The sequence below is a fragment of the Lentibacillus sp. JNUCC-1 genome (assembly GCF_009741735.1).
In the GTDB taxonomy this organism is placed as follows: domain Bacteria; phylum Bacillota; class Bacilli; order Bacillales; family Amphibacillaceae; genus Lentibacillus_B.
This window is the reverse complement of the sequence record NZ_WHOH01000003.1, coordinates 294,673-310,944: the sequence shown is the minus strand read 5'-3', so window position 1 is coordinate 310,944 and position 16,272 is coordinate 294,673. Positions and strand designations below refer to the sequence as shown.

Annotated in this window: 12 protein-coding genes, 2 rRNA genes and 1 pseudogene; 3 read left to right on the top strand and 12 right to left on the bottom strand. The window is 47.8% G+C overall.

What is annotated here, in order from left to right; translation table 11 throughout:
• Positions 1-45: 45 nt before the first annotated feature.
• Both JNUCC1_RS11890 and JNUCC1_RS11885 read right to left on the bottom strand, forming a co-directional pair.
• Positions 46-2,966: ribosomal RNA gene (locus JNUCC1_RS11890) — 23S ribosomal RNA — on the bottom strand.
• A 186-nt stretch (positions 2,967-3,152) separates the two neighbouring features.
• Positions 3,153-4,719, bottom strand: a 16S ribosomal RNA gene (locus tag JNUCC1_RS11885).
• The 16S and 23S rRNA genes sit together here, the layout of an rRNA operon.
• 439 nt (positions 4,720-5,158) lie before the next feature.
• Here JNUCC1_RS11885 and JNUCC1_RS11880 point away from each other — a divergent pair.
• Positions 5,159-5,509: pseudogene (locus tag JNUCC1_RS11880) on the top strand (YgzB family protein); the annotation flags it as partial.
• A 117-nt stretch (positions 5,510-5,626) separates the two neighbouring features.
• Here JNUCC1_RS11880 and perR read toward each other — a convergent pair.
• The 8 genes from perR to mutY all read right to left on the bottom strand — a co-directional run bounded on the left by perR (position 5,627) and on the right by mutY (position 12,548).
• Positions 5,627-6,070: a peroxide-responsive transcriptional repressor PerR gene (gene perR / locus JNUCC1_RS11875; RefSeq protein ID WP_156645706.1), complete on the bottom strand. Its 444-nt coding sequence runs from the start codon at positions 6,068-6,070 to the stop codon at positions 5,627-5,629.
• A gap of 109 nt (positions 6,071-6,179) precedes the next feature.
• Positions 6,180-6,737 carry a cob(I)yrinic acid a,c-diamide adenosyltransferase gene (locus tag JNUCC1_RS11870; protein ID WP_156645705.1) on the bottom strand — a complete coding sequence of 186 codons (558 nt, stop codon included), beginning with the start codon at positions 6,735-6,737 and terminating at the stop codon, positions 6,180-6,182.
• 2 nt (positions 6,738-6,739) lie between these two features.
• Positions 6,740-7,690 carry an NAD(P)-dependent oxidoreductase gene (locus JNUCC1_RS11865; protein WP_156645704.1) on the bottom strand — a complete coding sequence of 317 codons (951 nt, stop codon included), beginning with the start codon at positions 7,688-7,690 and terminating at the stop codon, positions 6,740-6,742.
• An 85-nt stretch (positions 7,691-7,775) separates the two neighbouring features.
• Positions 7,776-8,201 carry a potassium channel family protein gene (locus JNUCC1_RS11860; protein ID WP_156645703.1) on the bottom strand — a complete coding sequence of 142 codons (426 nt, stop codon included), beginning with the start codon at positions 8,199-8,201 and terminating at the stop codon, positions 7,776-7,778.
• 129 nt (positions 8,202-8,330) lie between these two features.
• Positions 8,331-10,097: an ABC transporter ATP-binding protein gene (locus JNUCC1_RS11855; protein WP_156645702.1), complete on the bottom strand. Its 1,767-nt coding sequence runs from the start codon at positions 10,095-10,097 to the stop codon at positions 8,331-8,333.
• 30 nt (positions 10,098-10,127) lie between these two features.
• Positions 10,128-10,661 carry a nucleoside tri-diphosphate phosphatase gene (gene ntdP / locus JNUCC1_RS11850; protein ID WP_156645701.1) on the bottom strand — a complete coding sequence of 178 codons (534 nt, stop codon included), beginning with the start codon at positions 10,659-10,661 and terminating at the stop codon, positions 10,128-10,130.
• Positions 10,662-11,234: 573 nt separating this feature from the next.
• Positions 11,235-11,399 (bottom strand): gamma-type small acid-soluble spore protein, encoded by a 165-nt coding sequence (locus JNUCC1_RS11845; protein WP_156645700.1) that lies wholly within the window; start codon positions 11,397-11,399, stop codon positions 11,235-11,237.
• A gap of 81 nt (positions 11,400-11,480) precedes the next feature.
• Entirely contained in the window at positions 11,481-12,548 is a 1,068-nt protein-coding gene (gene mutY / locus JNUCC1_RS11840; protein ID WP_331713768.1) for an A/G-specific adenine glycosylase, read from the bottom strand.
• An 82-nt stretch (positions 12,549-12,630) separates the two neighbouring features.
• Between mutY and JNUCC1_RS11835 the strand changes: the two genes are divergently transcribed.
• A complete protein-coding gene (locus JNUCC1_RS11835; RefSeq protein ID WP_156645699.1) occupies positions 12,631-13,617 on the top strand; it encodes a metal-dependent hydrolase in 987 nt (328 codons plus the stop codon).
• Positions 13,618-14,287: 670 nt separating this feature from the next.
• Here the strand turns inward: JNUCC1_RS11835 and JNUCC1_RS11830 are convergent.
• The gene (locus tag JNUCC1_RS11830) at positions 14,288-14,614 is read right to left on the bottom strand and encodes a YfhH family protein (protein ID WP_156645698.1); all 327 of its coding nucleotides are present in this window, start codon (positions 14,612-14,614) and stop codon (positions 14,288-14,290) included.
• Between the two features lie 85 nt (positions 14,615-14,699).
• Between JNUCC1_RS11830 and JNUCC1_RS11825 the strand changes: the two genes are divergently transcribed.
• Positions 14,700-15,359, top strand: a complete 660-nt coding sequence (locus tag JNUCC1_RS11825; RefSeq protein WP_156645697.1) for an SDR family NAD(P)-dependent oxidoreductase — start codon at positions 14,700-14,702, stop codon at positions 15,357-15,359.
• A gap of 52 nt (positions 15,360-15,411) precedes the next feature.
• Here JNUCC1_RS11825 and recX read toward each other — a convergent pair whose 3' ends face one another.
• The gene (recX, locus tag JNUCC1_RS11820) at positions 15,412-16,230 is read right to left on the bottom strand and encodes a recombination regulator RecX (RefSeq protein WP_156645696.1); all 819 of its coding nucleotides are present in this window, start codon (positions 16,228-16,230) and stop codon (positions 15,412-15,414) included.
• Positions 16,231-16,272: the final 42 nt, after the last annotated feature.

The window sequence follows — 16,272 nt, the reverse complement described above, 5'->3', positions numbered from 1 at the left end:
ACCCTGAAAATCAAATAAGAGGTCAAGTCATCATCGTACTTTACGCTAGTTAAGTCCTCGATCGATTAGTATCTGTCAGCTTCACGTGTCGCCACGCTTCCACACCAGACCTATCAACCTCATCGTCTCTGAGGGATCTTACTCACTCGAAGTGATGGGAAGTCTCATCTTGAGGGGGGCTTCATGCTTAGATGCTTTCAGCACTTATCCTTGCCACACGTAGCTACCCAGCTATGCTCCTGGCGGAACAACTGGTACACCAGCGGTGTGTCCATCCCGGTCCTCTCGTACTAAGGACAGCTCCTCTCAAACTTCCTGCGCCCACGACGGATAGGGACCGAACTGTCTCACGACGTTCTGAACCCAGCTCGCGTACCGCTTTAATGGGCGAACAGCCCAACCCTTGGGACCGACTACAGCCCCAGGATGCGATGAGCCGACATCGAGGTGCCAAACCTCCCCGTCGATGTGAACTCTTGGGGGAGATAAGCCTGTTATCCCCGGGGTAGCTTTTATCCGTTGAGCGATGGCCCTTCCATGCGGAACCACCGGATCACTAAGCCCGACTTTCGTCCCTGCTCGACTTGTAGGTCTCGCAGTCAAGCTCCCTTCTGCCTTTGCACTCTGCGAATGATTTCCAACCATTCTGAGGGAACCTTTGGGCGCCTCCGTTACCTTTTGGGAGGCGACCGCCCCAGTCAAACTGCCTGCCTGACACTGTCTCCGGACCGGATCACGGCCCTGGGTTAGAATGGTCGTACAGCCAGGGTGGTATCCCACCGGTGCCTCCACGTAAGCTGGCGCTCACGCTTCCAAGGCTCCCACCTATCCTGTACAAGCTGTACAAACATTCAATATCAGGCTACAGTAAAGCTCCACGGGGTCTTTCCGTCCTGTCGCGGGTAATGCGCATCTTCACGCATAGTATAATTTCACCGGGTCTCTCGTTGAGACAGTGCCCAAGTCGTTGCACCTTTCGTGCGGGTCGGAACTTACCCGACAAGGAATTTCGCTACCTTAGGACCGTTATAGTTACGGCCGCCGTTTACTGGGGCTTCAGTTCTACGCTTCGAGCCCGTAGGCTCTAACGCGTCCCCTTAACCTTCCAGCACCGGGCAGGTGTCAGCCCCTATACTTCGCCTTTCGGCTTCGCAGAGACCTGTGTTTTTGCTAAACAGTCGCTTGGGCCTATTCACTGCGGCTCCTCCTTAAAGGAGCACCCCTTCTCCCGAAGTTACGGGGTCATTTTGCCGAGTTCCTTAACGAGAGTTCTCCCGCTCACCTTCGGATTCTCTCCGCGCCTACCTGTGTCGGTTTGCGGTACGGGCACCTGTGACCTTGCTAGAGGCTTTTCTTGGCAGTGTGGATTCAGACACTTCGGTACTCAATTTCCCTCCCCATCACAGATTGGGATTGTTGGACGGATTTACCTATCCAACTCCCTCGCTGCTTGGGCGCACACGTCCATCGGTGCGCTTGTCCTATCCTCCTGCGTCCCCCCATCGCTCAAACGGTCACGAGGTGGTACAGGAATATCAACCTGTTGGCCATCGCCTACGCCTTTCGGCCTCGGCTTAGGTCCCGACTAACCCTGAGAGGACGAGCCTTCCTCAGGAAACCTTGGGCTTTCGGTGAAAGAGATTCTCACTCTTTTTTCGCTACTCATACCGGCATTCTCACTTCTAAGCGCTCCACCAGTCCTCACGGTCTGACTTCACAGCACTTAGAACGCTCTCCTACCATTGTTCGAAGAACAATCCGCAGCTTCGGTGATACGTTTAGCCCCGGTACATTTTCGGCGCAGTGTCACTCGACCAGTGAGCTATTACGCACTCTTTAAATGGTGGCTGCTTCTAAGCCAACGTCCTGGTTGTCTGTGCAACGCCACATCCTTTTCCACTTAACGTATACTTTGGGACCTTAGCTGGCGGTCTGGGCTGTTTCCCTTTCGACTATGAACCTTATCACCCATAGTCTGACTCCCAAGCATAAGTATCCGGCATTCGGAGTTTGACTGAATTCGGTAACCCGATGAGGGCCCCTAGTCCAATCAGTGCTCTACCTCCGGTACTCTGATCTTGAGGCTAGCCCTAAAGCTATTTCGGAGAGAACCAGCTATCTCCGTGTTCGATTGGCATTTCACCCCTACCCACACCTCATCCCCGCATTTTTCAACATACGTGGGTTCGGGCCTCCTGTCAGTGTTACCTGACCTTCACCCTGGACATGGGTAGATCACACGGTTTCGGGTCTACGACTACATACTCAAACGCCCTATTCAGACTCGCTTTCGCTGCGGCTCCGTGTCTACCACTTAACCTTGCATGCAATCGTAACTCGCCGGTCCATTCTACAAAAGGTACGCCGTCACCCATTAACGGGCTCCGACTACTTGTAGGCACACGGTTTCAGGTTCTCTTTCACTCCCCTTCCGGGGTGCTTTTCACCTTTCCCTCACGGTACTGGTTCACTATCGGTTACCAGGGAGTATTTAGCCTTGGGAGATGGTCCTCCCGGATTCCGACGGAATTCCTCGTGTTCCGCCGTACTCAGGATCCACACCGGAGGCTGCTTCTTTTCGACTACCGGGCTGTTACCGTCTTTGGCTGATCTTTCCAGATCGATTCGTCTAACAAACAGCTTGGTAACTCCATATGGTGTGTCCTACAACCCCGACAGGCAAGCCTGCCGGTTTGGGCTGATTCCGTTTCGCTCGCCGCTACTTGGGAAATCGCTTTTGCTTTCTCTTCCTCCGGGTACTGAGATGTTTCAGTTCCCCGGGTCTGCCTCACACATCCTATGTATTCAGATGTGCGTACTGCTCCATTACGAACAGTGGGTTCCCCCATTCGGAAATCCTCGGTTCAAAGCTTACTTACAGCTCCCCGAGGCATATCGGTGTTAGTCCCGTCCTTCTTCGGCTCCTGGTACCAAGGCATCCACCGTGCGCCCTTATTCACTTAACTGGCGTGTTTTATTTCAATGAATAAACATACGATTTATTTGATGTCTTGATTGCTCTTATTTGATTTTCAAGGTACAAAGTTTTGAGAGATTTGCTCCCTCAAAACTGAACAAACAAACGAAGTGATGTCTTTCCGTTAATTTAGCTGTGATGCCATTTGACGGGCATCTATGCTAGATATCCTTAGAAAGGAGGTGATCCAGCCGCACCTTCCGATACGGCTACCTTGTTACGACTTCACCCCAATCATTGGCCCCACCTTCGGCGGCTGGCTCCATAAAGGTTACCCCACCGACTTCGGGTGTTGCCAACTCTCGTGGTGTGACGGGCGGTGTGTACAAGGCCCGGGAACGTATTCACCGTGGCATGCTGATCCACGATTACTAGCGATTCCTGCTTCATGCAGGCGAGTTGCAGCCTGCAATCCGAACTGGGAATGGTTTTATGGGATTTGCTACACCTCGCGGCTTCGCTGCCCTTTGTTCCATCCATTGTAGCACGTGTGTAGCCCAGGTCATAAGGGGCATGATGATTTGACGTCATCCCCACCTTCCTCCGGTTTGTCACCGGCAGTCACCTTAGAGTGCCCAACTAAATGCTGGCAACTAAGGTTAAGGGTTGCGCTCGTTGCGGGACTTAACCCAACATCTCACGACACGAGCTGACGACAACCATGCACCACCTGTCACTCTGTCCCCGAAGGGAACACGCTGTCTCCAGCGCTGGCAGAGGATATCAAGACCTGGTAAGGTTCTTCGCGTTGCGTCGAATTAAACCACATGCTCCACCGCTTGTGCGGGCCCCCGTCAATTCTTTTGAGTTTCAGCCTTGCGGCCGTACTCCCCAGGCGGAGTGCTTAATGCGTTAACTTCAGCACCAAGGGGCGGAAACCCCCTGACACCTAGCACTCATCGTTTACGGCGTGGACTACCAGGGTATCTAATCCTGTTTGCTACCCACGCTTTCGCACCTCAGCGTCAGTTACAGACCAGAGAGTCGCCTTCGCCACTGGTGTTCCTCCACATCTCTACGCATTTCACCGCTACACGTGGAATTCCACTCTCCTCTTCTGCACTCAAGCCCTCCAGTTTCCAATGACCGCTCACGGTTAAGCCGCAAGATTTCACATCAGACTTAAAGGACCGCCTGCGCGCGCTTTACGCCCAATAATTCCGGACAACGCTTGCCCCCTACGTATTACCGCGGCTGCTGGCACGTAGTTAGCCGGGGCTTTCTGGTCAGGTACCGTCAAGGCGCCGCCCTATTCGAACGGCACTTGTTCTTCCCTGACAACAGAGCTTTACGATCCGAAAACCTTCATCACTCACGCGGCGTTGCTCCGTCAGACTTTCGTCCATTGCGGAAGATTCCCTACTGCTGCCTCCCGTAGGAGTCTGGGCCGTGTCTCAGTCCCAGTGTGGCCGATCACCCTCTCAGGTCGGCTACGCATCGTCGCCTTGGTAGGCTCTTACCCCACCAACTAGCTAATGCGCCGCGGGCCCATCTGTAAGTGATAGCCAAAGGCCATCTTTTATCCTCTCACCATGCGATGAAAGGCGTTATCCGGTATTAGCTCCGGTTTCCCGGAGTTATCCCAGTCTTACAGGCAGGTTGCCCACGTGTTACTCACCCGTCCGCCGCTCGATCCACAGGCGCATGCCCCGAAGGGCAATTGCCTGCTTCACGCGCTCGACTTGCATGTATTAGGCACGCCGCCAGCGTTCGTCCTGAGCCAAGATCAAACTCTCCATAAAAGTTTGGGTGTTCATCGACACCAATCGATGAACGGTCTTAGCTTCTTAAAAAATTGATTCAGGGTTTGAAGTTTAAAACTTCTTACCTCTGACATCTGTTTTACAGACATCTGCTTCGTTGTTTGTTCAGTTTTCAAGGAACAAAATTGCTGTGCGCTCTTCAAAAGCGACTTTATTAATATAACACACCGAGAAACGTAAGTCAAACACTTTTTTAAAATGTTTTTTTCGAGTTTTTTCGGTTGGTCGCTTATCATTTTGGCGACAAACAATAATTTACCACGCTCAGATTTTAAAGTCAACACTTTTTCATTCATTCATAAGAAAAATGTCTAAAACAATGGAAACACACACTTTCAGGCGCGGTATTTCAATTCATTTCATATCTTTTTCAGACAAAATTATGCTATAATGCTTAATGGAAGTAAGGAGGTATAGTATGCCGCAGCTTGTTTATTCAAGTAAGATAAATAAAATAAGATCTTTTGCTCTTATATTAATCTTTGTCGGGTTTGCTTTTATGTATGGAGGCATTTTGACGAAGAAAATAGAATGGCTGATGTGGATATTTTTCTTAATCGGACTTCTGTTCATCGCCTTCAGTTGTGTGGTTTACGTATGGATCGGAACGCTTTCGACACGAGCATTGCCGATTATTTGTCCAAACTGCGAGAAGCCGACCAAAATGCTTGGACGTGTGGATGCTTGCATGCATTGTAAACAACCGCTCACGCTAGATAAAGATCTTGAGGGCAAAGAGTTTGATGAGAAATACAATAAACGCAGCTATATAAGAGCCGCTAAAGCCGAAGCCAAAGCCAAAGCTAAAAAGATGAATCATAAACACAAAAACCAAATGCAGCATATGCATTTGGTTTTTTATTTGTTCTATTATAAGCACCTTATACTAATGTTTCACCATTTGTTTACTGCCGCATTCCTCACATACGCCGTAAACTTCCATTCTATGATGGGTCACATCAAAGCCTGTCACCTGTTCAGCGAGCGACTCAATCTCATCGAGGACCGGATAATGAAAGTCCACGATCTTGCCGCACTCATTACAGATGATATGGTAATGATCCGACACGTTTGCATCAAAACGGCTGGATGCATCGCCATAAGTCAATTCTCTGACCAGACCGATTTCACGAAGCACACGCAAGTTATTATAAACTGTAGCAACACTCATGTTAGGAAATTTCCCTTCAAGTGCTTTGTAGATCTCGTCTGCAGTAGGATGTGTTTCAGCATTCATTAAAAACTCCAGGACCGCATGACGCTGTGGTGTAATGCGTACACCAGATTCTTTTAATGTGTCTATCGCGTGATGTAATTTATCATTTTCCATCGTCATGCACCTCACTTTCATATATAATCCGATATCGAATGAATTATCATCTTATAATCTTTATAATTAGTTTACCCTGTTTTCTATACATATGTCAACGAATGTGGCCTTATACGTCCGCTTTTAAATGTGTTTCGGTACCGCCCAGCTGTTTGTTGACAAATCTCGCTGCGACAAACAGATAATCACTCAGCCGGTTCAAATATTGTACGACAAGCGGATTGCCCAGCTCATCACCAAGGCCGACAGCCGCCCGTTCAGCACGTCTGGCAATCGTTCTGGCAGTGTGAAGCGCACTGGATGCACTATGGCCGGATGGAAGAATGAAGTTTTTAAGTGTGTCCAAATCCTTGTCCCATTCGTCGATCTGCTGTTCAAGCTCATCTATATGCGATTGCTTCAATTGCCACATCACGTCTTTTTCTTTCGGTGTTGCCAGTTCAGCACCGACATGAAACAAAATGGTCTGTACCCGGTGAATGTGGTCAACGAAATCGCTTTTACCGCTCCAGTCCTCTCCATCAAGAAAGCTTAAAGCAAGCCCAATCATTGAATTGGCCTCATCACACGTCCCGTAAGCTTCTACTCGGACATCATTTTTCGGAACACGCTGCCCATATATGAGCGATGTCTTTCCTTTGTCACCTGATCGTGTATAAATGCGCATGATTAATACCCCCTGGTTACGTCTATTTGATTCACAAATTCTGTGCCGTTCTGCTTCAAGACGTTCAAGTTTTGCTCGAAAATACCAAGTGCACGGGTTACATACTGCGAAGACACGCCCGACAAATGCGGCGTAACGGTGATGTTCGCTTCATCCCAGAAAGGATGGTCTTCAGGAAGCGGTTCTTCTTCAAATACATCCAAGACCGCATGAGCAATATCCCCGTTCTGAACGGCTTCAAGCATCACATCGCTCGAGACGGCATCACCCCGGCCCATATTCAAAAAGACGGCATGCTCAGGCATCGCTTTGAAATGCCGCTGCTCAAAGAAATGGTATGTCTCAGGTGTACTCGGCATAACGGATACAACAAAATCCACATCGCCAAGCAGACCTTCCAATTCTGTATTAGGATAGGTTTCATCAAAGTGCTCTACCTGTCTGCCGCTCCGGGATACACCAACCGTAGTCATATTGAAAGCTTTGGCGAGCCGTGCCACTTCCTGTCCGATCGCGCCTGTCCCTGCTACGAGCATCTTGCGGTTTGAGATCTCTTCCATGTGGGCATGTTTTCCCCAAACATGGTCGTTTTCATATTCAAAAAGCTGTTTTTCCTTGCGATAAACTTGCAGCAGCATGGAAATGACGTACTCTGCCATCGGCACCTTATGAATGCCGCGTGCATTGGTCACGAGGATGTCTTTCTTTTCCAAGGTCTTCAGCGGCATCTCGTCCATTCCCGCCGAAATGACCATGATCCATTTGAGCTGATTCGCTTTTTCGAGATGGGCTTCGGTCACATCTTCCCCATAAGTGACCAGCACATCCGCTTTCGGCAGGTAACTCTCTGCCTCCTCCATGCCTTCACAAAAGTTAAATGTAAGATCAGCATGATTGTTTTTAAGCGCTGTTCGATGTTTTTCAGAAATTTTTGCTGAGAATAAAATATGCATCTGTCAATACCTACTCCCTTTATATGTTCATTTCTTCCATATTAAACGTTTCCATGGTTTTAAATCAACAAAAGGCCACCGCAACTCAGCGTGATCGTTCATATTGGGATGCCTGAACAATTTTGAGAACGAAGGCAGCCGGCAACACGTAACCGATCAATGCCTGCACGATCGCAATCAGCCGCCCGATGCCAACCGGCACAATATCCCCGTACCCGATCGTCAGCATCGTCACCCCGCTGAAATACATCGAATGTAAAATCGACCCTATCACACTCAAACGCTTCAGCTCATTATGCTCAACAAGGACCACCCCTTTAAGGGATAGAATAAAATAGATCGCACCAAACCCGATGATCACGGTGACATATATCATCAGGAGCGTGACAAAGAGTTCCAGTGAAAACCGCGTATCCGCAAAACCGCTTTCGGTCTTGTCCCTAAACAGCACGAACACGCTTAAACTCCGCACGACAATCACCGCAAACAGAATGACAAACACCCAAGCCATTTCCAAACCGCCTCCCGTACCACCTTGATAAGATGATATGCAACACCACCCCAAACCTTGTCTATCCCCCAAACAAAAAATCCGAACCGATTTGCGTCACAGCAAATTGGTTCGGATGTTTATTGAGGCCTATGTTCCCAAATGTTCCGGATGGCCGAGATTCTGGATTTCATACAACCCGTAATAACTGCCTTTTCGGGCCATCAGCTCATCATGAGTCCCAACTTCCTGAATCTCACCATTTTCAATCACCACGATCCGGTCGGCATGTGTAATCGTCGACAAACGGTGGGCGACAATAAACGTCGTGCGCCTCGCAGCCAATTTTTCCATCGCTTCCTGAATCGTATGCTCACTTTCCAAATCAAGCGCAGATGTCGCTTCATCGAAAATCAGGATCGGCGGATTTTTCAAAAATACGCGCGCAATGGCGATACGCTGTTTCTGCCCGCCAGAGAGTTTCACGCCTCTTTCACCGACCAACGTATCGTACCCTTGAGCGAGTTCAGTGATAAATTCATGCGCATTGGCCGATTTGGCCGCTTCGATCACTTCTTCATCAGTTGCGTCAGGATTCCCCATGCGGATATTCATAGAAATCGATTCGCTGAACAGGAGGTTGTCCTGCAGCACCATACCGATATTGTCCCGAAGCGAACGGGCCTGAACATCCCGGACATCATGACCATCGACTTTGATCGAGCCGCCCGTCACATCGTAAAAACGCGGTATCAGGCTGATCAGCGTCGACTTCCCGCCACCGCTCATACCGACAAAAGCGATCGTTTCACCCTTGGCCACATTCAAGTTCACACCTTTTAACACGTCTGCTTCTTCTTCTTCATAACGGAACGAAACATTGTCAATTTGGATTGAACCATCCACACGGCCGAGCTTCTTGGCATTGTCTTTATCCGCGATATCGTATTTTTCATTCATCAATTCAAACACACGGTCAATCGATGCAATGGATTGTGTCAACACCGTGGATGAGTTGATCAGACGTCTCAGCGGACTGTACACCCGTTCCATATAGGCGAAAAACGCCGCCATGGTACCGACGGACAATGATCCGTTAATAACCTGGTAACCGCCAAAACCAATGACTAGCAGTGGGGCGAGATCAGTGATGGTATTCATTACAGCAAAGGTTTTTGCGTTCCAATCCGTATGCTTCAATGCTTTGGTCAAAAAGTTTCCATTACGGTTGTCAAACTGCCCCTGCTCATAATCTTCCAGGGCAAAGCTCCGGGTAACCGGAATGCCCTGGACCCGTTCATGCAAATGTCCTTGCACCTCAGCAAGCGCCTGGGACCGGTCACGCGTCAAATTGCGTAAGCGTCCATAAAAGTATTTCACAGATATGCCATATAACGGGAACAAAATGATCGACACAATCGTCAGCGGAACGTTCATTGTCAACATGATGATGACGGCGATCATAATCGTAACCAGATCCAGCCACACGTTCATCAGCCCTGTTACAACAAACGTCTTCGTCTGCTCCACATCATGGACCATCCTGGAAATGATCTCCCCCGTTTTGGTCCGTGAGTAAAATCCAAGGCTCAGCCGCTGCAGATGATCAAATAATTTATCACGAATATCATACAAAATCTTATTTGCGACCCACTGGGCCAAATACTGGCGAATATACTCAACAGGCGGGCGGACTAAGAGGAACACACCAAATGCAATCCCCATCAGCCACAAAAGCTGAGACGTCTTCTCCGCCTGTCCCATATCGCTGGCCCCAATTATGTCGTCAATCACATATTTTAAAATCAGCGGAATCAAAAGCGGGATCCCGAATTTTATAATCCCGACAAGAATCGTCCAAACGATTTTCCATTTATACGGCTTTACAAATTTCATGTATTGTTTAATCGTATGCATGTCCATACCTCTTTTAACTCATAATGCGTGCTATCTGTATGTTAAAAAACGCTCATACCACCAATCCACATAGTCCGGCGCAAACGGCCCCCGCCGCTGCCTAATCATGAGGAGCAACTCCTCCACTTGGGATTTGAGGATGCGGTCAAGTTTGTCAGGATAGCCCATTTCAATACGATGGGCTTCGTACTCATCCTCATCCAAAAGATCATAAGTCATATCCGGATAGACTTTAACATCCAAATCATAATCAATGTATTTAAGCACGTTCATGTTCTGATCGTAAACAAAAGGAGATCCGATATTACAGTAATAATAAATGCCATCATCCCTGATCATGCCGATCACATTAAACCATACTTCAGCATGAAAATAGCAGACAGCCGGCTCTCGCGTCACCCACGACCGCCCGTCACTTTCACTCACCAGCGTTCTGTCATTGGCAATGATGCACTCCTGTTCCGTGCCATTTAAAACAAAACTGTCATGCCAAACCCGGTGCAGGGAGCCATTATGTTTATAGCTTTCAATTTGAATATGCGCGCCTGAAGCTGGCCCAGCCATGAAAATCTTCCTTTCATCTCGACAATATTCCTTCATTATAATAGTACGCGCCATAAACATAAAGGATAATGCTCCTAAAAAATAAGGGACGATAACACTATCACAATATCCACACATCGCAACGATATAAATAAATCTAATAACTGCCACATGCAACCGCTCGGGGAAAACACTCCGCTTTCCGCGGGCGCTGCTGAGCCTCCTCGCGCTACCGCGCTGTGGGGTCTCACCGAGGCTTATCCTCCCGCTGGAGTCTCCGTGTTTTCCCCGAGCTCGGTGTGAAAGGTTAATTTTTAACTCTTATGTGAGTAGAACCGTCCAAGCCATTGAATTGCATGGAGTGATCGGAGCGGAGGGCAGTCGAACTCCTGCGGGAACAGCACGAGTCCGAAGACCCCACAGCGAGCGGTTTTTGCGAGCGAGGAGGCTGAGGCCGTGCCCGCGGAAAGCGACTGCCCGCAGCGCAGATCACGACGCTCTCACCTTGATTATTGAGTTTGAATTTTTCTGTGTCGCTATTTAGACGATAAAAAAGACGCCCTTATGCGGACGCCTTTTTCCTCTGAAATGAGGTTACTTTTTGTTTTGCTGTGACTTTTGGTTACGCTTTTTTACTTCCTGCACATCGGTTTCAGAAGCAAACTCAGTGCCATATTGGCCTTGTTGTGCTTTCTGGTTTTGTTTCTTTACATGCTGAACGTTCGTTCCGGATTGAGTTTGGTTTGGTTTTTTAGCCATTCTTATCACCTCCGCATGCATTAATTTGTCCCGGAACGGTTTAGACTATCCACATAATAAACTGGTAAAAACTACAAATAATCATTTCAGATGCTGCATGGTTTTTTGGTGTGAAACTGGAAATGGATAATGGTCGAGATCTGATTTCTGAACCAATTTAAGTCTTTCGTCCAAATGACCGGCCACTTCCACTTCAGAGGTATACACGGAAAGTTTCCAGATCTTATGTGTAAATACATGCTTCAGATCTTCAGCAAAATCCAAGTGCTTTACCGTAAGTCCGTACTCATTTTGAAGCCAGGTTTCCATATGTTCAAAACCGATATTTCCAACGGGAATCATCGGAAACTGCCATAAACCGGCAAGCAACCCTTGATCAGAACGCTTTTCTATAATCACATCCCCGCCCTCGGTTTGCAAAAGCACAATGGCATACACTTCTGTCTTTTTCTTTTTGGCCTTGGCTTTAACGGGAAGCTCTGAAACCACATTGTGCTCAAATGCGCGGCAATGCGATTGAACCGGACACAAATTGCAGATCGGGTTTTTCGGTGTGCAGACAAGCGCCCCAAGTTCCATCACAGCTTGGTTAAAAGAGGATGGATCGTGATCAGGGATTAGGTCTCTCACGATGGTTTCAAATTTTTTCTTAACAGCAGGTTCCGCAATATTGTCGTCAATTTTAAGCAGCCGGGCAATCACACGCATCACATTTCCGTCAACCGCGGGCTCAGGCTGATTGAAGGCAATTGATAAAATCGCCCCGCGTGTGTAGGGACCAATGCCTTTAAGCGCACCAAGTGCTTTCACTTCAGACGGAATCACACCATTGTAAAGTTCAACAACTGTTTGGGCGGCGTTTTGTAAGTTGCGTGCACGGGAATAGTAACCCAGACCCTCCCACGCTTTGAGCACGTCTTGTTCTTCTGCTTTAGCAAGGTCAAACACAGTGGGGAATTGCGACATAAATCGATTAAAATAAGGAATAACCGTATCAACCTGGGTTTGCTGAAGCATGATTTCCGATACCCAGATGCTGTAGGGATCCTGATTTTCGCGCCATGGGAGATCACGTTTATTCCGGTCATACCACTCGAGCAAATCGTTTTGAAAAGCTGAAGTGTCAATATATTGTAATATAGGTTGCACGAATAAATAACACCTCTCATGTTATAATGATACTATTAGGTTGTACGTTTATAAAAACCATCTTCAAGGAGGTTTACCATAAATGGATACTGGAACCCATATCGTTATGGGTGTTGCTTTAGGCGGACTGGCAACACTTGATCCGGCTGTCAGCGCAGATCCAGCATTGTTTAATGCTGTGCTCATCGGTACAGTTGCCGGGTCACATGCGCCGGATTTCGATACTGTTTTAAAATTAAGAAACAATGCGACGTATATCCGACATCACCGTGGTGTCACCCATTCTCTGCCGGCCGTATTAATGTGGGGCGTTCTTATCTCAGGCATTATTCATGCCTTCGTCCCCTCCGTCAGCTATCCGCATTTATGGGCTTGGACAGCATTAGCGGTCATTGTCCACGTCCTGACTGATATATTCAACGCGTACGGAACCCAGGCGTTCAGGCCTTTTTCCAGAAGGTGGGTCGCTTACGGGTTTATCAACACATTTGACCCATATATCTTCGGTTTGCATATCGCAGGCATTATCGCTTGGGCTATTGGACTAGACCCTGGCATGACGTGGCTGACGATTTACGCGGTGATTTTTCTGTACTATATTAAACGCTATATGGAAAAAAGGGAAATCGTCAATAAAATCAAGGATTATTATGGCGATGTTGAAAAAATTGCGACCTCACCGACCCTTAAACAAAACGTTTGGCGTGTCGCAATTACAACTAAAAGTCAATTTCATGTTGGCGCTGTGAATGACGGTCACATTGAAATTGTCGACACGTTTGACCGCAAGCCGCTGCCGGACACACCGATTATGCGCCTTGCTCAGACCGATAAAAACATCGCCGCTTTCTTATCATTTTCACCTGTTTACCGCTGGGTGATTAACGAATATGGTGATTTTACAGAAGTCCGGTTTACCGACTTGCGTTACCGGGCAAGGGATAGATACCCCTTCGTCGCCGTCGTACAAATCAACACCAACGGCGAAATCACCAGCTCCTACACCGGCTGGATCTACTCAGAACACAAACTGAGAAACAAACTCTACATCAGCGACTACCCCGTCTGATCCTAAAAAGGTTGCCCCCGCGGCAGCCTTTTTTTACCTTTTTTTAACGAACATATGACACAAACTGCTAAGTAGAGAATAAACACTAAAAAACGTTCTGGTTACTTAAGGTAAATACAAATCAATATGCTTTATAAGTAGAATGTGATTTCCGCTGCGGGAAGTCGCTTTAACTTTATCACAGCTCAAGTGCGACATCTGTTCAAGAAACCCGCTTTCACAGTGTCTTCTAGCCGCGGGCACGGCCTCAGCCTCCTTGCCCCGGCAAGGGGTATGTCGACGTTGCCCGCAAAGGGCGGTTTTAGTCGACCCTCCTTAATGTACTCGCTGTGGGGTCTTCGGACTCGTGCTGTTCCCGCAGGAGTCGACTTCCCTCCGCTCCAATCACTTTATGTTAGTCAGTGGCTTGGACGGCTGCGCACACATAATCATCGAGAACATTTATTCGCTCTAACCCAGCTCGGGGAAAACACGGAGACTCCAGCGGGAGGATAAGCCTCGGTGAGACCCCGGAGCGCGGTATAGGAGAAGGAAGGCTAAAACCGCGACGTCCTGTCGCAACGCCTTCATGACCCACGTCCTGTGGGCCCGAGGCTCAGCAGCGCCCGCGGAAAGCGCAGTGTTTTCCCCGAGCGGTCGCCAGAGGCAGTCATAAACATCTGCCTTAGGGTTACTGCTCTTCCAATATGGAGATTGGGACGGCTTCTTCTTTTTCGTATAGTTCATCCAATAGGTTTACTCTGTGGCCCCAGGCAAAGACGCCGTTGATGTAATTGATTTTAAACCGGTGGCCGGGGTCGCCTTTCATGCCGTAAACCTCACCAGGTTTATAATCCTCAGGGTTCAGCATATACGCCATAGCCACCATTTGCTTACGCTCATGGATCTGCATTTCACTGTAATCGCCGAGCCGCTCTGCTTTCAAAGCTTTCTCCTTATGCTCTGCGGCAATTTCGCGCAATTGCTCGATCGAATAATCACTATATCTGTAATTCATTTTCTTCAGCTCCTTCACCTTTACATTTTAGCAAGAGTTTAGGACAATAGAAACAAATAACTTTTTTATAATGAGGTGCTTAAACATGCCAAATGCAGCAATTACAGGAGCAGGCAGCGGACTGGGGCGCGCCCTTGCTCTCGAATACGCTAAAAATGGTTACAAAATCTTTTTACTAGGACGCACAGTCCAGAAACTTCACATGGTTCAGGAAGAAATCCTGCAAAGCGGCGGACAAGCAGAAGTCGTCTTATGCGACATTCGAGAACAGGCGTCTGTCGGAATTGCTTTTCAGCAAATCGGTGAACTCGATTTGCTCATTAACAACGCCGGTATTGGCCGTTTTGGTCCGATTGAGGATTATACCAACGAAGATATTGAACAAACGTTTAATACAAATGTGAAAGGTTCCATTTATGCCGTGCAATCGGCGCTTCCGCTCATCAAAGCGACAAACGGCAGGATCCTTATGATTATTTCCACTGCAGGTTTACGCGGCAAAGTTCATGAATCTGTCTATGCCGCAAGTAAATTTGCTGTTAGAGGTTTTGCTGAAAGTTTGCAGGAAGAATGGAAAGACAAGGACTATTCGATTACATCCGTTTATATGGGCGGCATGAATACGCCGTTCTGGAAAGAGTCAACACATGTGGAAGATGCCAGTCATCTGAAAGGTCCAGAAGGTGTGGCCCAGCACATTTTCCAGGAAGATGATGGCCGGAGAGAGATTATCATCGATCAATAATAAGCTTTAAAGGGCATGATGCGTTCGGCGCACTGCCCTCCTTTATTATGATTTATGTCTCACTTTGAAAAGTTTCTTCTATAAATGCGTTGATCAATTCCATTGGAAAACCTTTGCGATAAAGACCTTCTTTAACTTTTGATTGCAATTCGAATCCTTGCCGTTTTGACTGATGTTTCCGGATCAACTTGTGACCTTGGCTTTGCAGTGCCTCCCACTCTTGTCCGTCATCCTGATGTTCAGCGGCCGTATCAAGCACATCTTGAATCACACCTTGGTCAAAACCTTTTTGCAGCAGAAAACCGTGTAACTTCTGCAGTTGTTGCCGGAAAGAATCGCGATTGGATCTGTTCAGACGTTTCTGCATCCAATGGGCTGCTTTGTCATATTGTATAGCATATGTATAAAGTGAAGCAGCTTCATCTGCATATAGAGCAGGCACGCCTTTTTCCAGCAATTCTTTTTTTACCAGGCCAGGCCCTTTTGCCGACGTGCGGATCCTGCTTTCTGTAAACATCTTAGCAAACTGGCGGTCATCCACAAGCTGCTCGTCGATTAACCGTTGCATCACGCTTTCCACATGCTCGGGATGGATCTCTTTTTTAATTAAATAATCATAGATTTCCTTTTTTGTCCGCATCCGGTAGCTTAAATAATTGATGGCAAGGGAATAAGCTTTGTACTGCGTGTCTTCATCTATGAGTGTGTTCATGAACGCATCATCCAGCTCCATGCCTTTATGAAGCCGGTGTTTGATCAGAACTGCTTCGTCGACACCGAACCCGAATGTTTCACCGGCACCGCGGTCAAGATAGATGTTATATCGCTGCTTTTGTTTTTTCTGTGTTGTGATACGTGTAATTGTTGCCATATCATCACCTCATTTCTATCATACCAAAAACATCCTTAAAGG